The organism is Paracoccus sp. (in: a-proteobacteria) (assembly GCF_030538655.1).
Taxonomy (GTDB): domain Bacteria; phylum Pseudomonadota; class Alphaproteobacteria; order Rhodobacterales; family Rhodobacteraceae; genus Paracoccus.
Genome location: NZ_JAUNTO010000021.1, coordinates 1 through 21,437, shown reverse-complemented (window position 1 = coordinate 21,437; position 21,437 = coordinate 1). Strand labels below are relative to the sequence as shown.

The 21,437-nt window shown below is 64.2% G+C and carries 20 protein-coding genes; 10 read left to right on the top strand and 10 right to left on the bottom strand.

Annotated elements, in window-relative coordinates:
- Positions 1–68 precede the first annotated feature (68 nt).
- Positions 69–995, top strand: coding sequence for a DMT family transporter (locus Q4G22_RS12880; protein WP_303386300.1), 927 nt, complete (start codon positions 69–71; stop codon positions 993–995).
- Here Q4G22_RS12880 and Q4G22_RS12875 read toward each other — a convergent pair.
- The gene (locus Q4G22_RS12875) at positions 958–3,108 is read right to left on the bottom strand and encodes a lytic transglycosylase domain-containing protein (RefSeq protein WP_303386299.1); all 2,151 of its coding nucleotides are present in this window, start codon (positions 3,106–3,108) and stop codon (positions 958–960) included. The two genes, Q4G22_RS12880 and Q4G22_RS12875, sit on opposite strands and share 38 nt — an antisense overlap.
- Positions 3,109–3,218: 110 nt before the next feature.
- Between Q4G22_RS12875 and dapA the strand changes: the two genes are divergently transcribed.
- Positions 3,219–4,094, top strand: a complete 876-nt coding sequence (gene dapA / locus Q4G22_RS12870; RefSeq protein ID WP_303386298.1) for a 4-hydroxy-tetrahydrodipicolinate synthase — start codon at positions 3,219–3,221, stop codon at positions 4,092–4,094.
- Between the two features lie 329 nt (positions 4,095–4,423).
- Here dapA and Q4G22_RS12865 read toward each other — a convergent pair whose 3' ends face one another.
- Positions 4,424–7,249 carry a glutamine-synthetase adenylyltransferase gene (locus tag Q4G22_RS12865; RefSeq protein ID WP_303386297.1) on the bottom strand — a complete coding sequence of 942 codons (2,826 nt, stop codon included), beginning with the start codon at positions 7,247–7,249 and terminating at the stop codon, positions 4,424–4,426.
- 155 nt (positions 7,250–7,404) lie between these two features.
- On the opposite strand from Q4G22_RS12865, the gene Q4G22_RS12860 reads away from it, so the two are divergent.
- From Q4G22_RS12860 to ilvN, 3 genes are all read left to right on the top strand, one after another.
- Positions 7,405–8,247, top strand: coding sequence for an arginyltransferase (locus Q4G22_RS12860; protein ID WP_303386296.1), 843 nt, complete (start codon positions 7,405–7,407; stop codon positions 8,245–8,247).
- A 161-nt stretch (positions 8,248–8,408) separates the two neighbouring features.
- Positions 8,409–10,163 (top strand): acetolactate synthase 3 large subunit, encoded by a 1,755-nt coding sequence (locus tag Q4G22_RS12855; RefSeq protein ID WP_303386295.1) that lies wholly within the window; start codon positions 8,409–8,411, stop codon positions 10,161–10,163.
- An 11-nt stretch (positions 10,164–10,174) separates the two neighbouring features.
- Positions 10,175–10,735: an acetolactate synthase small subunit gene (gene ilvN / locus Q4G22_RS12850; RefSeq protein ID WP_303386294.1), complete on the top strand. Its 561-nt coding sequence runs from the start codon at positions 10,175–10,177 to the stop codon at positions 10,733–10,735.
- A 69-nt stretch (positions 10,736–10,804) separates the two neighbouring features.
- Here ilvN and Q4G22_RS12845 read toward each other — a convergent pair whose 3' ends face one another.
- The gene (locus tag Q4G22_RS12845) at positions 10,805–11,170 is read right to left on the bottom strand and encodes a hypothetical protein (protein ID WP_303386293.1); all 366 of its coding nucleotides are present in this window, start codon (positions 11,168–11,170) and stop codon (positions 10,805–10,807) included.
- A gap of 591 nt (positions 11,171–11,761) precedes the next feature.
- Positions 11,762–12,562 carry a M48 family metallopeptidase gene (locus Q4G22_RS12840; protein ID WP_303386292.1) on the bottom strand — a complete coding sequence of 267 codons (801 nt, stop codon included), beginning with the start codon at positions 12,560–12,562 and terminating at the stop codon, positions 11,762–11,764.
- A gap of 142 nt (positions 12,563–12,704) precedes the next feature.
- On the opposite strand from Q4G22_RS12840, the gene Q4G22_RS12835 reads away from it, so the two are divergent.
- Positions 12,705–12,944 (top strand): hypothetical protein, encoded by a 240-nt coding sequence (locus Q4G22_RS12835; protein ID WP_303386291.1) that lies wholly within the window; start codon positions 12,705–12,707, stop codon positions 12,942–12,944.
- 38 nt (positions 12,945–12,982) lie between these two features.
- Here the strand turns inward: Q4G22_RS12835 and Q4G22_RS12830 are convergent, their stop codons facing one another.
- Positions 12,983–13,234, bottom strand: coding sequence for a DUF167 domain-containing protein (locus Q4G22_RS12830; protein ID WP_303386290.1), 252 nt, complete (start codon positions 13,232–13,234; stop codon positions 12,983–12,985).
- Positions 13,235–13,324: 90 nt separating this feature from the next.
- Here Q4G22_RS12830 and Q4G22_RS12825 point away from each other — a divergent pair, with 90 nt between their 5' ends.
- A complete protein-coding gene (locus Q4G22_RS12825) occupies positions 13,325–13,894 on the top strand; it encodes a nitroreductase (protein ID WP_303386289.1) in 570 nt (189 codons plus the stop codon).
- Positions 13,894–14,592 (top strand): EI24 domain-containing protein, encoded by a 699-nt coding sequence (locus Q4G22_RS12820; RefSeq protein ID WP_303386288.1) that lies wholly within the window; start codon positions 13,894–13,896, stop codon positions 14,590–14,592. Before Q4G22_RS12825 ends, Q4G22_RS12820 begins: the two co-directional genes overlap by 1 nt.
- Here Q4G22_RS12820 and Q4G22_RS12815 read toward each other — a convergent pair.
- On the bottom strand, positions 14,561–14,833 hold the full coding sequence (locus Q4G22_RS12815) for a DUF1467 family protein (RefSeq protein WP_303386287.1): 273 nt from the start codon (positions 14,831–14,833) through the stop codon (positions 14,561–14,563). The genes Q4G22_RS12820 and Q4G22_RS12815 overlap by 32 nt on opposite strands.
- Complete coding sequence (gene mce / locus Q4G22_RS12810; protein ID WP_303386286.1) at positions 14,833–15,237, bottom strand: methylmalonyl-CoA epimerase; 405 nt, start codon at positions 15,235–15,237, stop codon at positions 14,833–14,835. Before mce ends, Q4G22_RS12815 begins: the two co-directional genes overlap by 1 nt.
- Before the next feature lie 153 nt (positions 15,238–15,390).
- Between mce and Q4G22_RS12805 the strand changes: the two genes are divergently transcribed.
- Positions 15,391–16,098: a response regulator gene (locus Q4G22_RS12805; protein ID WP_303386319.1), complete on the top strand. Its 708-nt coding sequence runs from the start codon at positions 15,391–15,393 to the stop codon at positions 16,096–16,098.
- A 677-nt stretch (positions 16,099–16,775) separates the two neighbouring features.
- Here the strand turns inward: Q4G22_RS12805 and Q4G22_RS12800 are convergent.
- Entirely contained in the window at positions 16,776–17,477 is a 702-nt protein-coding gene (locus Q4G22_RS12800; protein ID WP_303386285.1) for a GNAT family N-acetyltransferase, read from the bottom strand.
- Between the two features lie 150 nt (positions 17,478–17,627).
- On the opposite strand from Q4G22_RS12800, the gene topA reads away from it, so the two are divergent.
- On the top strand, positions 17,628–20,315 hold the full coding sequence (gene topA / locus Q4G22_RS12795; RefSeq protein WP_303386284.1) for a type I DNA topoisomerase: 2,688 nt from the start codon (positions 17,628–17,630) through the stop codon (positions 20,313–20,315).
- Positions 20,316–20,373: 58 nt separating this feature from the next.
- Here topA and Q4G22_RS12790 read toward each other — a convergent pair whose 3' ends face one another.
- Together Q4G22_RS12790 and Q4G22_RS12785 are read right to left on the bottom strand one after the other, a co-directional pair.
- A complete protein-coding gene (locus Q4G22_RS12790; RefSeq protein WP_303386283.1) occupies positions 20,374–20,721 on the bottom strand; it encodes a DUF488 domain-containing protein in 348 nt (115 codons plus the stop codon).
- 3 nt (positions 20,722–20,724) lie between these two features.
- A complete protein-coding gene (locus Q4G22_RS12785; RefSeq protein WP_303386282.1) occupies positions 20,725–21,306 on the bottom strand; it encodes a YceI family protein in 582 nt (193 codons plus the stop codon).
- Between the last annotated feature and the right edge of the window lie 131 nt (positions 21,307–21,437).

Genomic DNA, 21,437 nt, shown 5'->3' with positions numbered 1-21,437 from the left:
GCGCCTGCGGCGGCTTGACGCGGGGCAGTAAAGCGCGCATCCGCGATCTGATCCGTAATGAGGTCGCCATGCCCGACAAGACCACGCCTCTGCCACAAACGGCCTTGCCGCCGCCAGCCGCGCCGGTGCGCGACCGCACGGGGCTGGGCATTCTGCTGATGTGTGCAACCAGTCTGATCTTTGCGATGCAGGACGGGTTGTCGCGGCAATTGGCGGGCGACTATCCCCCCGTGCTGATCGTGATGCTGCGCTTTTGGGTCTTTGCGCTGTTCGTGATCTGGCTGGTGGCGCGCCAGCCCGGCGGACTGCGGCGGGCCATCCGGTCAAAGCGTCCGGTGACACAGATTTTCCGTGGCGTTCTGCTGGTGGCCGAAGTTCTGGTCATGGTCGAATCCTTTGTGCGGCTTGGGCTGGTGGAAACACACGCCGTGTTCACCGTCTATCCGCTGCTGGTCGCGGCACTGTCGGGGCCTTTGCTGGGCGAAAAGGTCGGCTGGCGGCGGTGGCTGGCCATTGGCGTGGGCTTTGCCGGTATCCTGATCGTGCTGGACCCTGGTGGGACGGTCTTTGCGCCCGCCGCCGCCCTGCCCCTGATCGCGGCGGTGATGTTTGCGGTTTACGGCCTGCTGACGCGGCTGGTGGCCCGCGATGATCCGGCGATGGTCAGCTTTTTCTGGACCGGGATTGCGGGCGCGGTGGCGATCACCTTTGTCGGCCTGCGCGATTGGGTCTGGCTGGCACCGGGCGACTGGATCTGGATGGGGCTGCTGTGCGTAACCGCGATCTCGTCGCATTTCATGTTGATAAAAGCCTATGAGCTGGCCGAGGCATCCGCCCTGCAACCCTTTGCCTACACGCAGCTTGTCTGGGTCAGCTTTATCGGCGTGCTGATCTTTGGTGAAACGCTGCGGCTGAATGTGGTGATCGGCGCGACCATCGTGGTTGCCGCCGGGTTGTTCACCTTGTGGCGGACCCGGATGCGCCGCCAAAGCTGAGCGCGGCCCCGCCCGTTCCCGGCGCGACCAGACCGGCGGCGGTTTCAGGCCAGTTCACATCCTGCGGTGTTGCGGGCGGACGCCAGCCGGGCGGCGGGGGCGGCCCGATAAAGGGCTTGGGCACCGGCGGGCGCGACATGGCCAGCGTCAGACGCACGGGCGGGGGCGGCATGATCCCGCCCCCTGTCAGGTCAAAGCTTGGCACGATGGGCGCGGGCTTGCCCGACAGACGCGCACGATAGATCGGCTGCGCCTCGGCCACGCGCATCACGTAATTGCGGGTCTCGTCAAAGGGGATCAGTTCGACCCAATCCACCGGATCGGCCCCCTGCCGCAGATCACCGAAATCGCCCAGCCAACGTGCGGGCCGCCCCGGCCCGGCATTATACCCCGAGGCAACCAGCGCAATCGAGGTTCCGAACCTGTCCCGCAGCCCGCGCAGATAAGCGCCGCCCAGACGGGCGTTATAGGCCGGGTCACTGGTCAGCCGGGGCAGATCATAGGGTTCGCCGATGCGCCGCGCCATATCGCGGGCGGTGTCGGGCATGACCTGCATCAGCCCCTGCGCCCCGGCGTGGCTGGCGACGCGATGATTGAACTCGCTTTCCTGCCGGGCGATGGACAGCGCCAGCTCTGTGGGCACTCCCAGATCCCTGTCGGCCAGATCGGTCAGCGGGAAATGCGCCGCCGGAAAGATCACCCCCTTGCTGGCCGCCTGTTTCGACAGGCGCAGACCGAACCACGGTGCCCCGGCCTCATACATCAGGCGCGACATACGGGCGATGTCTTGGGGCGTGGCGGTCGCGGCAAGGTGGATCAGGAATCGCTGCGCTTCGTCACGGCGGCCGGTCGCGATCATCCACAGCGCGGCACGGAAGGGTTCCGAGCCGCGCAGATCGCTGCCGCGCCAGTCGGGCAGCGTCTCGATGGCCGGGCCGGTGACGGCGAAATCGGCGGGCATGGCCGCGCCGGTGCGCTCGATCGCAAGCTGGCCGTAATAGGTGCCGGGGAACTGCGCCGCGCGGGCAAAGGCGGCCTGCGCATCCTGCGTCCGGCCAAGGGCATCCAGCGCGCGGGCCTGCCAATACAGCGCGCGCGAGGTGCTGATCGCCGCACCGACCTGCGTTTCCAGATGCAGGAAATGGTCCAGCGCCCGGTCCGCCGCCCCCTGTTTCAGCGCGGCATAACCGGCCAGCCACTCCAGATCGGCATAATTGCGGTCACCTTGCGGTAGAAAGTGGTTGGCGGCGAAACGCTCGGCCAAGGGCCAGTCGCCCGCCCGCATCGCCGCGCGCGCATAATCGGCCCGGCGCGATCCCCACAGCTCAGGTCGGCGCAAGGTATCGGCGCTGCTCGAAGCCTCCAGCATCAGGGCGCGGGCGCCGTCGGCATTGCGGTTGCGCACCCGCCACAAAAAGCGATCTAGCGTCAGGCCGGGGTCAGCGCGTTGATCGTCGGGCAACGCCAGAATCAGATCGTCCACCCCCTGCCGCCCGGCCTGCAAGGCGATGCGGGCCGCGTGCAACGCACGCTCGGGTTCGGGCAACAGCGGCAAGGATGCATCGGCGGCGGCCCATTCCTGCTGATCCAGCAGATGTGTGATCCGCGCGCCGGTCAGCGGCGCAAGATCAGGGTAAGCCGCCAGAAACGCCGCCGCATCCGCCACCGACAGGGCGGCCTGTGTCCAGAACCGGGCGCGTTCCGCCGCCGCCTGATCGGGCGGCAGCGCCGCCAGCAGCACCTGTTCAGCGGCCAGCGTTTGCGGCGGACGACCATCCAGCCATTCGATCACATCGGCGGCGGGCAGCCCCGCGCGCAGCTTGGCATCGCCGCGCTGACGCAGCAGATCCAGCCCCGGCCAATCGGGGTGGCGGCGCACAAAGGCCAGATAATCGGCAAATTCGCCATGCCCCGACCGCAGCGCCTGCCAGCCGACCAGCGTTTCCGCCAGCGGCCCGGATGCGGCGGCGGCATCGCGGGCGGTGATCCAGTCGCGCGCCTCGGCGGCGGACAGGGCCAGCGCCATCGCCCCCGCGTTTTCGGCACGGACAGGTGTGGCAAGGATCAACGCCGCAAGCGCGGCTTGGGACAGGGTTCGCAACAGCAGTTTCATCGCGGCAGTTGTGCGGGGCCGGGCGCCGATACGCAAGACACATCCTTGGCAAGACCGGCTGGCGGCGGTAATCCAGACGAATCATAATCGCAAAACCACAGGAGCGTGTCATGTTCAAAGGGTCAATGCCTGCCCTCATCACGCCGTTCACACCGGACGGCGAGCTGGATCTGGACACGCTGAAAAAGCTGGTCGAGTGGCATATAGATCAGGGTAGCCACGCTATCGTGCCAGTGGGGACAACCGGCGAAAGCCCGACCCTGACCCATGACGAACACCGTAAAGTGATCGAAGTCGTGGTCGATGTCGCCGCAGGCCGGGTGCCGGTGATCGCGGGCGCCGGGTCGAACAGCACGCGTGAGGGGCGCGGGCTGGTGCAGTTCACGGCCGAGGTGGGCGCGGATGCCGCGCTGGTGGTGACGCCCTATTATAACAAGCCGACACAGGCCGGGCTGATCGCGCATTACACCGAACTGCACGAAGCAGCGGATATTCCGATCATCATCTATAATATTCCGGGCCGGTCAGTGATCGACATGGCGCCGGACACCATGGGCGAACTGGCCCGCCTGCCGCGGATCGTCGGCGTCAAGGACGCCACCGGCAAGCTGGAACGGGTATCCTGCCAACGCATGACCTGCGGGGCCGATTTCATCCAGCTGTCGGGCGAGGATGCGACGGCGCTTGGCTTTAACGCGCATGGCGGGGTCGGCTGTATCTCGGTCACGGCGAATGTCGCGCCGAAACTCTGCGCCGAATTCCAGAACGCGACGCTGCGCGGCGATTACACCACCGCGCTGGCGTATCAGGACAAGCTGATGCCGCTGCACATCGCCATCTTTGTCGAGCCGGGGCTGGTGGGTGCGAAATACGCCATGTCACGCCTTGGCCTGTGCGACGAACGGGTGCGCCTGCCATTGGTCGGCCTGACCGATGCGACCCGCAAACAGATCGACGCAGCCATGGCCCATGCCGGTCTGATCTGATCTGTGCGAATCCCCCCGGCCGGTCTGACAACCGCAGCCGGCGCTGCGTTTTTAACTGAATCCTTGCATATTATGCGAACGATCACAGGGGGGCTGTGCGCCCCCCGCCGCCGTTCCGGCGTTCCTCGGGGAAAAGGTCCACTGGACCTTTTCCTGATCCTCGTCACCCCGCAGGATATTTATCAACGAAAGACACCGCCTCGTCTTTCGTTTAATAAATATCCCCGCCGGAGGCTCCTGCCCGAGCCGCCAGGTCCAGAGGGTGAGGATTTACAGACAGAGGCTCTGTCAGGCCCTTTGCCCGGCGGCGGCACGATCCGGGCAGTTGGTCAGGATCGGGCGTTTACTTCGTCCTGCCCATCATCTTCGTGCGGCAATTCAGCCGCGATCAGGGTATTGGCGGCACTGGTGTGTTCGGCCAGCATATCGGCCAGGGCATCCAGCGTTTCAGCGCCGGTTTCCCGCAGCAGGAATTCCTGTCCGCCGCCGCCAATATCGGCCATGTCCAGCGGCTTTTCCGTCAGCAGCCGGGCCGAAGCGTGCAGGCGCCACAGGAAACGGTGGGCGCGGGTCAGCACCTCGGTCGCGGCTTTGTCGGCCAGCCCGGCGCGGCGTCCGGTGCGCAGTTGTGCGGCTGTGCCACGGGCCGGATCGCCCGCGCGCAATGCAAAGGATTGCGCCAGCAGGTCGATGTCTTGCAGACGGCCCGGCCCGACCTTGGCTTCCCACGCGCCGTTCACCGGCTTGGCGGCAAAGATGCGGCGGCGCATGTCGGCCAGATCGGGCATCACCTGCGCGGCACCGCCCTTGGCCCGCAGCACCGACAGCCGCAGCGATTCCACCTGATCGGCCAGCGCATCGGCATCCGGCCCGGTCCGGCCCACGACACGGGCGCGTGTCAGGGCCAGATGTTCCCATGTCCAGGCTTCGGTCATCTGATAATTCTCGAACCCCTGAACCGAGGTTGCCACCGGCCCTTGCCGCCCGGACGGGCGCAGGCGCATATCCACTTCGTAAAGACGGCCTTCGGCGGTCGGGGCGGACACGGCGGTAATCATCGCCTGCGTCAGCCGCGCGTAATAGGGTCGTGCGGCCAGCGGGCGCGGGCCATCCGACTGATCGGCCCCATCCGCGTCATAGATCACGATCAGATCCAGATCGGACCCGGCATTCAACTGCCGCGCCCCCAACGACCCCATGCCCAGCACCACCGCACCACGTCCGGGCGGCGGACCATGGCGGAGCGCGAAATCGGCGGCCGTCACCGGAAACAGCGCCGCGATGGCCGCATCGGCCAGATCGGCATATTGACCGCCCGCTTCATCCGCGTCGATCAGCCCGCGCAGGTGATGCACGCCGATGCGGAAGTGCCACTCATGCGCCCAACGGCGCGCGGTATCCAGCGCCGCTTCATAGCCACCGCCCGGCGCATTCAGCGCGCTGTCCAGCACGGCGGTCAGTTCGGTTCGCAGCCCCTCGGCCCCCGGCCATGGCGCGAAGAACGATCCGCCCAGCACTGCGTCCAGCACGCCCTGATGCCGCGCCAGATAGGCTGCCAGCCCCGGCGCGGTGCCACAGATGTCCACGATCAACGCAATCAGCGAGGGGTTGGCCTCGAACAGGGAAAACAATTGCACCCCGGCGGGCAGACCGGCCAGAAAGCTGTCAAAGCGCGCCAATGCCTCGTCCGGGTGGGCGGCGCGGGACATGCGCGACAGCAGTTCGGGCTGCACCCGGCGAAAGATCTGCTGCGCCCGCTCGGTGCGCAGCGCAGGGTAGCCTTGCCAGCGGTCAATGATCGCCTGCGCCTCGTCCGAAACGGGCGGCAGATCGTTCGCCTCGCCGGGGGCGAAGAAATTCTCGGTCAGGTCGTGCACCCGTTCCAACCGGGCCAGCAGCCGGTCAGACCATGCCGCCACATCGGTTTCCCCCATCAGCGCGGCAATGATGGCCAGCCCGGCATCATCCTTGGGCAGCGAATGGGTCTGTGCGTCGTTGACCATCTGAATGCGATGTTCAATGTCGCGGTGTTCGCGGTAATGCGCGGTCAGTTCGTCGGCGACCGCCTGCGGTATCCAGCCCTTGGTCGCCAAGGCCGCCAGCCCGCCCACGGTATCGCGGCGGCGCAGATCAGGATCGCGCCCGCCCGCGATCAACTGCCGGGTCTGGGTAAAGAACTCGATCTCGCGGATGCCGCCACGGCCCAGCTTCATATTGTGGCCCGGCACGGTCAGCCGCCCACCCAGGCCTTTGTGATCGCGGATGCGCAGGCGCATGTCATGGGCGTCCTGAATGGCGGCAAAGTCCAGATGCTTGCGCCACACGAAGGGGCGCAGATCGCGCAGGAACCGTTCCCCCGCCGCCAGATCACCCGCCGCCGGGCGTGCCTTGATATAGGCGGCGCGTTCCCATGTGCGGCCCTCGGCCTCGTAATAGGTCAGCGCGGCGGATGCCGACATGCAGATCGGCGTCACCGCCGCATCGGGGCGCAACCGAAGGTCGGTGCGAAAGACATAGCCGTGTTCGGTGACATCCGACAGCAGCGCGGCGGCCTTGCGCGTGGCGCGGATCAGGGCGGCGCGGGCCTCGGGCACGTCATCGGGATCATAGGCGGTATCGTCGAACAGCACGATCAGGTCGATGTCGGATGAATAGTTCAGTTCACGCGCGCCGCCCTTGCCCATCGACAGCGCGAACAGCCCGCCCGCATCGGTGCCGGGCCGCGCGGGGGGCAGCTTGCCACGCCGGGTCTCGGCCGCGATGTGAACGCGCAGCGCCAGATCGGCGGCGCGGTCAGCCAGATCAGACAGCGCACCCGTGACCTGTTCCAGTTCCCAGACTCCGCCCAGATCGGCCAGCGCGGCATACAGCGCGACACGGCGTTTCGCGCGCCGCAGCGCCGGGCCAAGGTCGTCGGCGTCCAGATCCTGAAAACCTGCCGTTTCGCGGGCAACCACATCGGCGTGATCGCGATGTTCCAGAAACCACGCGCCTTCGCGGCCGATCAGCCCGGCCAGATAGGGGCTGGACCCCGCCGCCCCCGCCATCAGGTCAACCAGCGCAGGCGGCGCGCCCGCAGCGGTCTGCCGCGCCGCATCGGCACGGGTCGGGTCAAGCGGAACGGGCTGGCGGCTGATCAGATCGACAAAGCTCATGATCGCGCACGATAACGTGGCGCCGGGCCGCGTCAACGCGGTAACCTTCTGGTCATTCGTCAACGCGTTGTTAGGCGTCCTGTCAGATTTGGGCTGTTAAACGGCGCATTATTGGGTAACGTCAGGCTTTATCAGATTCGAACGCAAGATCGCTGATGCGCCACACCCTGCCTCAAGTGCCGCAGTTTTATGTCACGGCTCCACAGCCCTGCCCCTATCTTCATGGGCGGGCTGAGCGAAAGCTGTTCACTGCCCTGCACGGCGAAAATGCCAATGCGCTGAACAATACGCTGTCGCGGCAAGGGTTCCGGCGGTCGCAGAACGTGCTGTATCGTCCCAGCTGCGAAAGCTGTGTGGCCTGCATGTCGGCGCGCATCCGGGTGGCGGATTTCCGGCCCTCGCGGACGCAGCGGCGCATGATGCGCCGAAATGCCGCGATCCGGCGGCTGGCAACCAGCGCATGGGCGACCGAGGAACAGTATGACCTGTTCCGCAGCTATCTGGACCACCGCCACGCCGATGGCGGTATGGCCGACATGGACATCTTTGAATTCGCCGCCATGATCGAGGAAACGCCGGTCAAGACCCGCGTGATCGAATACCGCTGCGCTGATCTGGCCGATGACGGACAGATTATCGCCGGGTCGGAACATCTGGCTGCCGTCTGCCTGACCGATGTGCTGGATGACGGGCTAAGCCTCGTTTACAGCTTTTACGACCCGGCCCTGACCGAAGCCAGTCTGGGCACCCACATCATCCTTGACCATATCGAGATCGCGCGGGCGGCCAACCTGCCCTTTGTCTATCTGGGTTACTGGGTGCCGGGCAGCCGCAAGATGGATTACAAGGCGAAATTCCCGGCGCTGGAAATTTACAAGGGGGGCGTCTGGCAACCCATCGGCAACCCCGACAGTCACAGCAGCGAAGCGCATCCGCTGTCGGTCGATCCTATCGTCGAACAGGTCGCGCGGATACAACTGCCACAGCCGGACAAATAGTTTCGTGCAGCCACCCCTGCTCGCAATATAATTACAAAAAACCGCCACATGGCGTCATTTTATCCAGCGGCAGGCATTGACGATCCGTGTGCCCGGCCATAATTTGCGGCGGCGCAGCAAAGGGGCTGCGCGTTTGTTTGTTCAAAACTGGAGATATGGCGATGTCCCGAACAATGACGGGTGCGAGAATGGTGGTCGAGGCGCTGCGCGATCAGGGCGTCGATACCGTATTCGGCTATCCCGGCGGGGCCGTATTGCCGATCTATGACGAGATCTTTCAGCAGAACGACATTACCCATGTGCTGGTGCGCCACGAACAGGGCGCGGTCCACATGGCCGAAGGCTATGCCCGCTCGACCGGGAAACCGGGCGTCGTTCTGGTGACATCCGGTCCCGGCGCGACCAATGCCGTCACCGGGCTGACCGATGCGCTGCTGGATTCGATCCCGCTGGTGGTGCTGTCGGGGCAGGTGCCGACCTTCATGATCGGCACCGACGGCTTTCAAGAGGCGGATACCGTCGGCATCACCCGGCCTTGCACGAAACATAACTGGCTGGTGAAGGATACCGACAAGCTGGCCGAAACGATCCACAAGGCGTTCCACGTCGCCACCTCGGGGCGGCCCGGCCCGGTGCTGATCGACATCCCCAAGGACGTGCAATTCGCCGAGGGCACATATACCGGCCCACGTCAGACCGACAACAGCAACTATGCCCCGCCGCGCAAAGGCAATCTGGATGCCATCACCCGGCTGGCCGAGCTGATCGAACGCGCGGAACGTCCGGTGTTTTATACCGGCGGTGGGGTTATCAACTCTGGCCCCGCTGCCAGCCAGCTTTTGCGGGAACTGGTCGATGCGACCGGCTTTCCGATCACCTCGACGCTGATGGGGCTGGGCGCCTATCCGGCATCGGGGCGCAACTGGCTGGGCATGTTGGGGATGCACGGGCTGTATGAGGCCAATCTGGCCATGCACGGCTGCGATCTGATGATTAACATCGGCGCCCGCTTTGACGACCGGATCACCGGGCGCACGGCTGACTTCAGCCCGCATTCGGTCAAGGCGCATATCGACATCGATCCTTCGTCGATCAACAAGGTGATCCGCGTCGATCTGCCGATCCTTGGCGATGTCGGCCATGTGCTGGAAGATCTGCTGAAGATCTGGAAATCGCGCGGGCGCAAGGTGAATTCCGCCGCGCTTGGCCAGTGGTGGGAACGGATCGAAGGCTGGAAGGCCAAGAAATGCCTGACCTACACCAACAGCACCAGCGTCATCAAACCGCAGTTCGCGCTCGAACGTCTTGAGGCGCTGACCAAGGGCCGCGACCGCTATATCACCACCGAAGTCGGGCAGCATCAGATGTGGGCGGCGCAATTCCTGCATTTCGATCAGCCGAACCGCTGGATGACCTCGGGCGGACTGGGCACGATGGGCTACGGCCTGCCGGCCAGCATCGGCGTGCAGGTGGCCCATCCCGACGCGCTGGTCATCAACATCGCCGGCGATGCAAGCTGGTTGATGAACATGCAGGAAATGGGCACTGCGGTTCAGTTCCGCGCCCCGGTCAAGCAGTTCATCCTGAACAACGAACGGCTGGGCATGGTGCGCCAGTGGCAACAGCTGCTGCATGGCGAACGTTACAGCCAGTCCTGGTCGGAAAGCCTGCCCGATTTCGTCAAGCTGGCCGAGGCGTTTGGCTGCAAGGGCGCGCAGGTGCGCGACCCCGCCGGTCTGGATGCGGCGATCCAGCAGATGCTGGATTACGACGGCCCGTTCATTCTGGATGTGCTGGTTGAAAAGCACGAAAACTGCTTCCCGATGATCCCCTCGGGCAAGCCGCATAACGAAATGCTGCTGGGCGAGGCGTCCACCGAAGGGGCGATCCAGTCCGACGGCGCGGTTCTGGTGTAAGGAGTGGTATGATGTCGGCACTGAAAATCGAACGCGGCGCATCCAGCCATTCCGCCTATGATCTGCGCGACCCGAACGCCGAGGTTGTCGAAAGCCATACCCTTGCGGTGCTGGTGGAAAACGAACCGGGCGTGCTGGCGCGCGTCATCGGGCTGTTTTCCGGGCGCGGCTATAACATCGACAGCCTGACCGTGGCCGAGGTGGATCACACCGGCCATCGGTCGCGCATCACCGTGGTGACGCGCGGCACGCCTGCCGTGATCGAACAGATCAAGGCGCAACTGGGCCGCATCGTCCCCGTTCACGAGGTTCATGATCTGACGGTCGAAGGCCCCTCGGTCGAGCGGGAACTGGGGCTGTTCAAGGTCTCTGGCGCAGGCGACAAGCGCGTCGAAGCCCTGCGCATCGGCGAGATTTTCCGCGCCAAGGTCGTGGATTCGACGCTGGAAAGTTTCGTGTTCGAAATCACCGGCGCGCCGCAGAAACTGGACGCCTTTGCCGATTTGATGCGCCCCTTGGGGTTAAGCGATATGGCCCGGACTGGCGTGGCCGCATTGGCACGCGGTCAGTAAGACGGCAGGAAACGGAAAAGGGCGGCCCGGTTTCCCCGCGCCGCCCTTTTTCCTGCCGTGAAGGCACATTCAGCTTGCGACAGATGTCACCGTCACACGGCGCAGTGGTGCGTGCGTCGTCTGGGTCGGTTTACTGATCCGCCCATCCTCGCGCGAGGAAACCAGACGCAGGTGCGGCTCGGCTTCGGTGGTGCGGCGCAGCGTGTCGGGCAGGTCGGGGCATTGCGCCTCGCTCAGCAAGGCGACGCGGCGGGCGTGGCGCAGCGAGGCCAGAAATTCGGTTTCCAGTTCCATCAGATCACCAGCTTCGGGCCAGCCCATTCCCGGCATCGCCAGATTTTCACGCCCTTGCAGATAGGCCAGTGCTCCCTGATCCTCGCACCAGATGACCGCCTTTTCACGGTCCGCACTGCTCCACACCACTACACCGATCATCTTCTGATGGTCCTTCCACTCCAAACCGGCATGTAGGATGTGCCGGCAATCCCTGTTCGCAAGTTGGATCATATGTTCATCCAAATCCCAGTGAAAGGGAGCATTTGGAATTTTGGTTTAATTTCCTCGCAATCCCGTGTAGTTACGCAGGGGAAACCTTCTCCACCGAATCGGTGAGACCAGCCATCTTCCCGCGTTATGACGCAAGGTCACAGGGAACCACTGGTCAAAAGCAAACTGCACATCGCGAATCTTGCGGCCCACAAAAAAACTGCATGAAATGAAAGATGTGCGAAAACCCGCCGACCCGAATGCAAAGGGCGAAACCTGTCTATTCAGGCAATTTGGGGCCGCGTGCCATAAATTTTTTACGTCAGCCTTCGTAACCTTTCGCCAAAAAGACAGTTGCAAATTTAGCACAAAGACCTTCCAGCCTTCCCCGGCCATTTTCACGCCCCACGGTTGAACTGAACGCTTTGCCTCCAAAAAACTGAACCGACGGGTTCGAAATTTGCAGTCAAATTGAGCGAATCAATACCGCCCCACCAAGGCAAGGGTGCTCAGACCAGTGCCAAAATGATCTGGATCAAATCAGCGCACGCGCCCCGACTGCACATCGGCCACAGCGCGGCGCACCTGCGCGACACGCTGCGAATTGGCCGGGTGCGACCCCAGGATCTGATCGCCCGGATCAGGCATCCGGGCAAAGAAGGCCGCCCCCCGCTGCGGGTCATACCCGGCGTTCAGCGTGATGATTGCACCCATATAATCGGCCTCAAGCTCCCACTCTTTCGAGTAATAGCGCGATCCGACCGTCGCCCCGATACGGCTGGCCGTATTCACGGCAGCAGGGTTCCCGGAATACACCGTCGCCAGCCCGCCCAGAATCACCGCGCCCGCCGTCGCGGCGCTGGATTTTTGTGACAGGTGGTTCAGAATGTGGTGGCTGGCCTCGTGCCCGACGACAAAGGCCAGTTCGTCGGTATTCTGCGCCGCCGCGATCAGCGACAGTGTAAAGCCGATCACAGGCCGCCCCTGCCCGTCGATGGTCTGAAAGGCATTCGGCTCCTGCCCGCGGCGGTCATCGACGACGAACTGGAAATCACAGTTGATGGGACGGGTGCGACGGGTCAGGCATTCCCGTTCGATCACCGGCTCCATCCTTTGCATGACTGAAACAAAGGCCCGCGCGGCCGCCTGCGGATTGTTGGAAACCGGAGTGGCCGTCGTTTGCGTGGGATAGGGGTTTGGCGCAGTGGTTGCAGGCGCAGGCGTCGAAGGCTGCGGCGGAACCGGCATCCCTGCCCCGTCCACCGGCACCTGCACGACGCAGCCCGCCAGCCCGACACAGGCCGTGGTAAGAATGGCTGCAATTCTGCTGCGATTATGCATATGTTTTGCCCCTGCACTGCCCCTTGCCGATCAACCGGCTTTGCGGTCAATCTAACCGCATGACCTGCGCCGCGCCAGTGCCACAACCCGCGACCGGCCCCTTCAAGCGTTTGATGTGCCGAAAATTTGAAAGAGAAATGCCATGTTTACCATCGAGCATGACTTTGACTCGACCGTTATCACCCTGATCGACGAAGCCAGACCCGGCGCCCGTCCGCTGAACGAGGACATCGTTATCACCGCCTTTGACGACCGGGTGCTGGTCGAACAGCTCTCACCCGAGGGCGACACGCTGGCCACCGTCGTCTTCAGCATGAAACAGTTGCAGGAACTGCGCGCCGCCCTGAACCTGCCCGAAGGGAATTACGTCATGCGCCCGTGACAAGGCGTCCTGTTTGCCCGGATACGCAATCTGGGGCGCTATTCGTCGACCCGGAACAGCTTGTCGCGCCCCGTCGCCCCGCGCACCAGAACCAGCCGCGTCCGCGCAACGCCGATGGCTTTGGCCAACAGCTTTTGCACAGCGATATTGGCCTTGCCATCCTCGGGCACGGTGGTGACATAGACGCGCAGCACACCATCCCCCGCAACGACGGCATTCCGCCCGGCACGCGGCGTCACCCGAACGGCGATTTCAGTGCCCGGCCGGGCCAGATGAGTCAGATCGTCCATGCCGCGATCATCGGCCCGCGCGGAACCCCCCGCAAGCCCTGTTCAACCGCGCCCGCCACCATTACATCCCGGCGACAAAAGGAGACAGCCATGGATCACCGCAACGACGCCGCGCAGACGTTTCTGGCCACCCGCCGGTCGCACCCGCCCAAGATGCTGCGCGAACCCGGCCCCGACCGCGACCAGATCCTGCGCCTGCTGACGCTGGCCGCCCGCGCACCCGATCATGGCAAGCTGGAACCGTGGCGCTTTGTCGTCATCAGCCGCGCGGCGCTGGACCGGATCAAGCCCGACCTGCACGCCGCCGTCCTTCAGGCCACGCAGGATCAGGCCGCGGCGGACAAAGCGGCCTCGGCCTTTGATTCCCCGGTGGTCGTCGCCGTGATCTCGTCCCCGGTGGACAGCAGCAAGGTGCCGGAATGGGAACAGGTGTTGTCGGCGGGGGCGGTCTGTCTGGGGCTGGTCAATGCCGCGCTGGCCTCGGGCTGGGGTGCCGCATGGATGACGGGCTTTGCCGCGCTCGATCAGGATTTCGCCGCCGCGCACCTTGGCGTCAAACCGGGCGAGCGTGTCGCCGGCCTGATCCATATCGGCAGCCGGGGCGAGGCCCCGCCCGATCGCCCCCGCCCCGACATCAACGCCAAGACCGGGTGGCTGTAATGGTCTTCATCGCCCTCAGCCGCGCGATCACCGACCTGCTGCGCCCGCGCATCTTCGGCCTTGTGCTGACGGGGATCGCGCTGACCATCGGCCTGTTCATCGCGTTGCAGGCGGCGGTGTTTTTTCTGATCCGCAACTTTGTGCCGGGCGGGTTCAGCCTGCCCTTCTGGGGGCCGATTGATTTTGGCACCGTGCTGTCATGGGCCTCGCTGGCGCTGTTTCCGCTGATCGGGTTCTTTCTGATGGCCCCGGTCGCCGCCGCCTTTTCGGGCCTGTTTGCCGAAAAGGTCGCCGATGCGGTCGAGGACACGCACTATCCCACAGCCAGGGGCCAGTCGCTGGACTTTATGGACGGGCTGCTGGAATCGCTGGCGGTGATGGGCGCGGTGATTGGCGTGGCGCTGCTGTCGCTGATAACCATGCCGATCCTTGGGCCGTTTTCGCCGGTGCTGTTCTATGGGGCCAACGGCTGGCTTTTGGGGCGCGAGTTCTTTCAGATGGCCGCCCGCCGCCACCTGCACGAGCCGCAGGCGACGGCGTTGCGTCAGGTCAACAACGCCCGCATCACATGGGCGGGCGTGCTGATTGCGTTCCTGCTGACGGTGCCGGTGCTGAATATCGTGGTGCCGGTGCTGGCCGCTGCGGCCTTTACGCACCTGTTTCACCTTATTCGCGCAACCACGCCTCAAACGCGATAATGTCGGCGCGGGTCACGAGATCGCTGAAAATCACCCAGGCGATCACCGCCCAGACAACCGCTGCCACCCCGGTCGCGATCAGCGCCTTGCGGCCCAGCCGGGGGTTATGCGGCGCGCTGGCCGGGGTGCCGGGCACCACCTGCCCCGCATCGGCCTGACTGCGCTGGCCGATGGGCAAAACCACGAACAGCGCCAGAAACCACAGCACGGTATACAGAACGATGCCGCCCGTCAGATTCATCAGACTTGCTCCAGCTCGATCAGGGTGCCGTTGAAATCCTTGGGATGCAGGAACAACACCGGCTTGCCATGGGCGCCGATCTTGGGGTCGCCGGTGCCCAGAACGCGCGCGCCTTCGGCTTTCAGCTTGTCGCGGGCGGCGATGATGTCTTCGACCTCAAAGCACATATGGTGAATCCCGCCCGAGGGGTTCTTGTCCAGAAACCCTTGAATCGGGCTGTTTTCACCCAGCGGATACAGCAGTTCGATCTTGGTGTTCGGCAGTTCGATGAACACCACTGTCACGCCGTGATCGGGTTCGTCCTGCGGCGGGCGCACGGTGGCCCCCAGCGTGTTTTCGTATTGCGCCGCGGCAGCCTGCAAATCAGGCACAGCAATGGCGACATGGTTCAGGCGTCCGATCATGGTATCCTCCGTTTCCCCGTGTTTACGGATCATGGCCGCCAAGGGAAAGAGAAACCCGCCGCCGTTAACCCGATCTTAGTGTTTGCCGCGCTACCAAGGGATCAGATGACGATTCGCAGGGGAATGGCGATGCAGACAGAAGTCGGAACCGGCATGGGCAGCTTGCCCGCCTGGAGGATGAGCTTGCCGGGGCGCCCGCTGACGGGCCTGACCGTGCTGGTGGTCGAAGATTCGCGCTTTGCCAGCGAGGCGGTGCGCCTGTTGTGCCTGCGCTCGGGCGCGCGCATTCGCCGCGCCGACAGCCTGAAATCGGCCACGCGCCACCTGCTGACCTATCGTCCGGCGGTGGTCATCGCGGATATGGGCCTGCCCGATGGCAACGGTGCCGAACTGATCGCCCGTATTGCCGGGGCCGAACCGCGCGTGCCGGTCATTCTTGGCCTGTCGGGTGATCCCGATAACGAAGCCGCGGCGATGGCGGCCGGTGCGGACGGCTTTCTGGCCAAGCCGGTCGAAAGCCTTGCCGTGTTTCAACAGGCGATCCTGTCGGTCCTGCCCGCCGAATCGCAACCAGCGGGACCGCGCCTTTTGCCCGATGATGTGATCTCTCCTGATTCCGCTGCGCTGCGCGACGATCTGGCCCATGTGGCCGAGGTTCTGTCGGGCGCGACCGACACCGCCGCAATCGACTATATCGCCCGCTTTCTGGCAGGTGTGGCGCGCTCGGCCCATGACGCCCCGCTGGAACAGGCCGCCACCGCACTGGCCCGCGATCACGAGGCGGGCCGCGCCGTCGCAGGCGATCTGGCCCGGATCAGCGGTCTGGTGCAGGACCGTCTGGCCGCCGTGGGCGAGGTCTGACACCCGCCCCCTCTGACCGCTCTGGGCAGGGTCTGACGCCCGCCCCTTCGCGCGACCGGCCAGGCATGAATAACTCTGGCAGACACGGTATCCGAACCCCGTCGCCTGCCCGGCCCCGGACCGCTCCTCCGGGGCCGATTTTTTATGCGCGCGCCACGAACCGATGCCGCCGCTTTCTGTTTGTCCAAGGGACTCCCCCATCCAGACGGTTCTGAAGGTGCGCTAACTCGCTGTTATATATTAGAAAACTACCCTCTCTTTCAGAGGCAGATCTCCGAGCGTAAATTCCACGATCTTTTGCACCTCTTCGCCCTCGGCATCACCGCCGACCGGACCGCTGCGCTGGCTGGCGCTATCCATGAAACTGCACTCGCTCTCTGCCGACTGCTGCGGCTCCGCAAGGCCCGGACCTCTGCCAACGCCAGCCAAGGTCGCGCAGAATGAAGCCGTCTGGACGTTCAGCCAAGGCAGGCCATTACCCAAAACACCCATGACGACCGCAGCGTTTCCGTTGCGAAACCGCCCGTGTTACCGCGCGCCGCCTGTGTACAGCCTGTGCACAGGTTGTGCATGGGTTGTGTACGCCCTGTGCAGCCCAAAACACAGCAAATGCTGGCGTTCCAGGATCGCACGAATGTGAGCGTTGCGCCCGCAACGCCCGCCCCGTTGCGTGCGCTTCAGCCCCGCCCCGGCAAGGCCCGCGCCGTCAGCGCCGACAAGCTTTCCCGCTGCTGCCCCTCGGCATCGAAATTCGCCGGGTTCAGCCACGCATCATAGGCCCCGCGCAGTGCAGGCCATTCATCGTCGGTGATCGAAAACCACGCCGTATCGCGGTTGCGCCCCTTATAGATCATATGCTTGCGGAAAATACCCTCGAAGGTAAAACCCAGCCGGATCGCCGCCCGCCGCGAGGGCGCGTTCAGCGCATCGCATTTCCATTCAAACCGCCGATAACCGTTCTCGAACGCCCAGCGGACCATCAACATCAGCGCCTCACTCGCCGCCGGGGTCCGCTGAAGCGGCGGCGTCAGCAGGATATGCCCGATCTCAGCCACGCCATTGGCCACACCAATGCGCAGAAAAGACGCCACCCCAAGCGCGCAACCACCACTGATAATCGTATAAAAACAAGGGTCTGAACCCGATGCCACACCATCAGCCCACGCCCGGTAATCCGCCGCCGCAGCAAACGGACCATAGCCCAGATAATCCCAGATCCAGTCCGCCCCCTGCCCCGCCCGCCAGATCGCATCAATATGACGTGCCGGGTCCAGCCGCTCCAACGTGACAAAACGCCCTTCAATCCGGGCCGGTCCGGGCGGTGGCGGCGGGGTAAAACCCGGCAGAGGCTCTCCGGTCGGGCGGTGGGTGTCAGACATGGCGGACTCCTTGTTTTGCCGGGCCAGTATCACCGGTTTCGCGACTGGTTCCAGCCCCGCCTTACCCGCCCGCCCTTGGCATGACAGTTGACAGCCGCCCGCCCGCCCCCCATGTTCACGCCCCGATTGCAGCGCCTTAGCGAGAAGCCCATGCCCGTCGTCGTCGTCGAATCCCCGGCCAAGGCCAAAACCATCGAAAAATACCTTGGCGGCGATTACAAGGTGCTGGCCAGCTTTGGCCATGTCCGCGATCTGCCACCCAAGGACGGCAGCGTCGATCCCGACCATGACTTTGATATGAAATGGGAAGTCGCGGCGGATTCCCAAAAGCACGTCAAGGCGATCAAGGATGCGCTGGCCCATGATGACCGCCTGATCCTTGCCACCGACCCCGACCGCGAGGGCGAGGCGATCAGCTGGCACCTGCAACAGACACTGGCGCCGTCGCTGAAAAAGGGCAAAACGGTCGAGCGTGTGACCTTCAACGCCATCACCAAATCCGCCGTGACCGAGGCGATGGCCAACCCGCGCCAGATCGACCAGCCGCTGGTTGACGCCTATCTGGCCCGCCGCGCGCTGGATTATCTGGTCGGCTTTAACCTCTCGCCGGTGCTGTGGCGCAAGCTGCCGGGCGCGAAATCAGCGGGCCGGGTGCAATCGGTCTGCCTGCGCCTGATCGTTGACCGCGAGATGGAGATCGAGGCGTTCCGCGCCCGCGAATACTGGTCGGTTCACGCCCGTCTGGCCACGCCCGGCGGCGATGAATATGACGCGACGCTGACCTCGCTGGCCGGAAAAAAGCTGGACCGTTTCGATCTGCCCGACGCGCAGGCCGCCGCCCTGGCCGTCAGCGCCGTCGCCAGCCGCGATCTGACCGTCACCGATGTCACCGCCAAGCCCGCCAGCCGGAATCCGTGGCCGCCCTTTATGACCTCTACCCTGCAACAAGAGGCCAGCCGCAAGCTGGGCATGGGCGCCAAGGCGTGTATGTCCACGGCGCAGCGGCTCTATGAGGCGGGTTACATCACCTATATGCGGACCGACGGCATCGACATGGCGCCCGAGGCGGTGATGGCCGCCCGCGACGCGATCCGGGCGAAATTTGGCGATCAATACCTGCCGAAAAGCCCGCGCATGTATAAAAACAAGGCGAAAAACGCGCAGGAAGCCCACGAATGTATCCGCCCCACCGACATGATGCTGTCGCCCGACAAGCTGCGCGTGACGGCGGATGACCAGCGCAAACTGTATGATCTGATCTGGAAACGCACCCTGGCCAGCCAGATGGAAGCCGCCCGGATGGAGCGCACCACGGTTGAAATCGCCAGCCCTGATGCTCAGGTCGGGCTGCGCGCGACGGGTCAGGTGATGCTGTTCGACGGCTTTCTGCGCGTCTATGATCAGGGCCGCGACGATGACGATGGCGAAGACAGCGCCCGCCTGCCCCAGATCACCAAGGGCGAGGCCGCGCGGCAGGTCGAGGGCAGCTTCACCGCCGAACTGACCCGCGCCACTGAAAAGGGCGGCGATCTGCCCGCCGCGCCGGGCGAGATGAAAACCGCCCCCGGCCTGATCGCCGCCGCCAGCGCCGCGACCGCCGCGCGCCAGCACTTCACCCAGCCCCCGCCCCGCTATACCGAGGCGACGCTGGTGAAACGCATGGAAGAACTGGGCATCGGCCGCCCCTCGACCTATGCCAGCATCGTCACCACGATTCAGGACCGCGACTATGTGCGCAAGGACGGCCAGCGCCTGATCCCCGAGGATAAGGGGCGGCTGGTCACGGTCTTTCTGACCGAATATTTCCCGCGCTATGTCAGCTATGATTTCACCGCCGAGCTGGAAAACGAGCTGGACGAGATCAGCGCCGGCGACCGGCTGTGGCGCGAGGTGATGACCCGGTTCTGGCGCGATTTCACCAAGGCGCTGGAAGGCACCTCGGAACTGCGCATCTCCGAGGTGTTAACCGCGATTGACGAGGCGCTGGCCCCGCATCTGTATCCGCCCCGCGCCGATGGCGGCGATCCGCGCGAATGCCCGCTGTGCGGCGTCGGGCGGCTGAACCTGAAAACCGCGCGCTCGGGCGGCGCGTTTATCGGCTGCGGCAATTATCCCGAATGCCGCTATACCCGCCCGCTGTCAGCGCCCGATGGCGAGGAACCCGTGGGCGACCGCGTGCTGGGCCATGACGGCGGCGACGAAATCAGCCTGCGCGTCGGGCGTTTCGGCCCCTATGTCCAGCGCGGCGAGGCAACCGCAGATGTGCCGAAACCGCCCCGCGCCTCGATCCCGAAAGGATGGGACGCGGCCAGCCTCGATCTGGACCGGGCCTTGATGCTGCTGAATCTGCCGCGCCAGATCGGCCCGCATCCTGAAGACGGGGTAATGATCGAAGCCGCGATTGGCCGCTTTGGTCCCTATGTCAAACATGGGTCGAAATATGCAAACCTGCCCGATGTCGATGAGGTATTTACCATCGGTATGAACCGCGCGGTCGAGGTGCTGGCCGCAAAACAGACCCGAGGCCGCACCACGGCTGCCCCGCTGAAAGAACTGGGCGATCACCCGGATGGCGGTGCAATTCAGGTGATGAATGGCCGCTATGGCCCTTATGTGAAATGGGAAAAGATCAACGCCACCCTGCCCCGCGATGTGACCCCCGAAGACATCACGCTGGAACAGGCGCTGGACCTGATCGCCGCCAAGGCCGCGAAATCACCGAAAAAAGCGGCGGCCAAGCCCAAGGCCACGACCAAGAAGGCAACCACCAAAAAGCCCGCCACTAAAAAGACGGCAGCCAAGAAAACCACGAAAAAGGCGGCCACTCCTCCAGAGTGACCGCCGGTTTCCTGTTTGCGAAATACGCGCCCTGGGGCGCTGCACTGCATCCCGCGCGTCAGTGCCCCATAAGCCAATCCCGCAACGCGGCGGCGTTGTTATGCGCCTGATCCTTGGCCGCATAGATCAGCGTCACCCGCCCCTTGGCCATCAGATCGCGCAGGGTCTGCACCGCGGGATTGCCCGCCAGTTCAGTGGCATAGCGTTGCTGAAACTCGGGCCAGCGCGCCGGGTCATGGTGAAATTCGCGTCGCAGATCCTCACTGGGGGCGATTTCCTTCAGCCACAGATCCAGCGCCAGTGCCTCGTGCGTCATGCCGCGCGGCCAAAGCCGATCCACCAGAACCCGCGCCCCATCGCCGGGCGCGGGCGGGTCATAGGCGCGCTTGATCGTCAGATCAGGCAAGAGTTATTCCTTCATTGCCTCGACGTTCAGCGTGATCTGAACCTCGTCGCTGACCGCAGGCACAAAAGCACCCAGCCCAAAGTCGGACCGCTTGATGATCGTCGTGCCGGTAAAGCCAACGGCAGGCTTTTGCGCGATCGGGTTTTCGCCGCTGTGGTTCAGAACCATGTCCAGCACCACCGGATGCGTCTGCCCGTTCAACGTCAGATCGCCGGTCACACGGGCCGAATTCCCTTCGCCCGGCTCGACCACGGTGGACACAAACGTCACCTCACCGCCGTCACCATTAAAGAAATCCTCGGATTTCAGATGCTCGTCCAGACCGGGCGAGACTGTCTGAATGGACACGGCCGGAAACCGCGCCTCGACGGTCGAATTGGCCGGATTTTCGGCATCCAGAACGACCTGACCCTCAATGCCATTCACCATACCATAGCTGGTCGAAAAAACCATGTGATTCCACGAAAACAGCGCCTGTGCGTGATCGCTGTCAAACACATAGGTGCCGCTGTCGGGCGTATCCTGTGCCAGCACGGCCATCGGCATAACGGCAGCAAACGCGGCTGCAATGATCGTCCGTTTCATATGGATGACTCCTTCCAAAGCCGGGCAACGCACTTGCCCCCGCACAGGTTCCGCCGAATTATCTTGATTTCGCCGCAATCGCCGCTATAAAGCCGCATCCTTCCGCAATGATGCGAAACCGGCGCAGCCTC

What these genes read in the sequence shown, in the direction of transcription:
- Q4G22_RS12880 (WP_303386300.1), top strand. Translation starts at nt 69, where the DNA reads ATGCCCGACAAGACCACGCCTCTGCCACAAACGGCCTTGCCGCCGCCA.
- Q4G22_RS12875 (WP_303386299.1), bottom strand. Translation starts at nt 3,108, where the DNA reads ATGAAACTGCTGTTGCGAACCCTGTCCCAAGCCGCGCTTGCGGCGTTG.
- dapA (WP_303386298.1), top strand. Translation starts at nt 3,219, where the DNA reads ATGTTCAAAGGGTCAATGCCTGCCCTCATCACGCCGTTCACACCGGAC.
- Q4G22_RS12865 (WP_303386297.1), bottom strand. Translation starts at nt 7,249, where the DNA reads ATGAGCTTTGTCGATCTGATCAGCCGCCAGCCCGTTCCGCTTGACCCG.
- Q4G22_RS12860 (WP_303386296.1), top strand. Translation starts at nt 7,405, where the DNA reads ATGCGCCACACCCTGCCTCAAGTGCCGCAGTTTTATGTCACGGCTCCA.
- Q4G22_RS12855 (WP_303386295.1), top strand. Translation starts at nt 8,409, where the DNA reads ATGTCCCGAACAATGACGGGTGCGAGAATGGTGGTCGAGGCGCTGCGC.
- ilvN (WP_303386294.1), top strand. Translation starts at nt 10,175, where the DNA reads ATGTCGGCACTGAAAATCGAACGCGGCGCATCCAGCCATTCCGCCTAT.
- Q4G22_RS12845 (WP_303386293.1), bottom strand. Translation starts at nt 11,170, where the DNA reads ATGATCGGTGTAGTGGTGTGGAGCAGTGCGGACCGTGAAAAGGCGGTC.
- Q4G22_RS12840 (WP_303386292.1), bottom strand. Translation starts at nt 12,562, where the DNA reads ATGCATAATCGCAGCAGAATTGCAGCCATTCTTACCACGGCCTGTGTC.
- Q4G22_RS12835 (WP_303386291.1), top strand. Translation starts at nt 12,705, where the DNA reads ATGTTTACCATCGAGCATGACTTTGACTCGACCGTTATCACCCTGATC.
- Q4G22_RS12830 (WP_303386290.1), bottom strand. Translation starts at nt 13,234, where the DNA reads ATGGACGATCTGACTCATCTGGCCCGGCCGGGCACTGAAATCGCCGTT.
- Q4G22_RS12825 (WP_303386289.1), top strand. Translation starts at nt 13,325, where the DNA reads ATGGATCACCGCAACGACGCCGCGCAGACGTTTCTGGCCACCCGCCGG.
- Q4G22_RS12820 (WP_303386288.1), top strand. Translation starts at nt 13,894, where the DNA reads ATGGTCTTCATCGCCCTCAGCCGCGCGATCACCGACCTGCTGCGCCCG.
- Q4G22_RS12815 (WP_303386287.1), bottom strand. Translation starts at nt 14,833, where the DNA reads ATGAATCTGACGGGCGGCATCGTTCTGTATACCGTGCTGTGGTTTCTG.
- mce (WP_303386286.1), bottom strand. Translation starts at nt 15,237, where the DNA reads ATGATCGGACGCCTGAACCATGTCGCCATTGCTGTGCCTGATTTGCAG.
- Q4G22_RS12805 (WP_303386319.1), top strand. Translation starts at nt 15,391, where the DNA reads ATGGGCAGCTTGCCCGCCTGGAGGATGAGCTTGCCGGGGCGCCCGCTG.
- Q4G22_RS12800 (WP_303386285.1), bottom strand. Translation starts at nt 17,477, where the DNA reads ATGTCTGACACCCACCGCCCGACCGGAGAGCCTCTGCCGGGTTTTACC.
- topA (WP_303386284.1), top strand. Translation starts at nt 17,628, where the DNA reads ATGCCCGTCGTCGTCGTCGAATCCCCGGCCAAGGCCAAAACCATCGAA.
- Q4G22_RS12785 (WP_303386282.1), bottom strand. Translation starts at nt 21,306, where the DNA reads ATGAAACGGACGATCATTGCAGCCGCGTTTGCTGCCGTTATGCCGATG.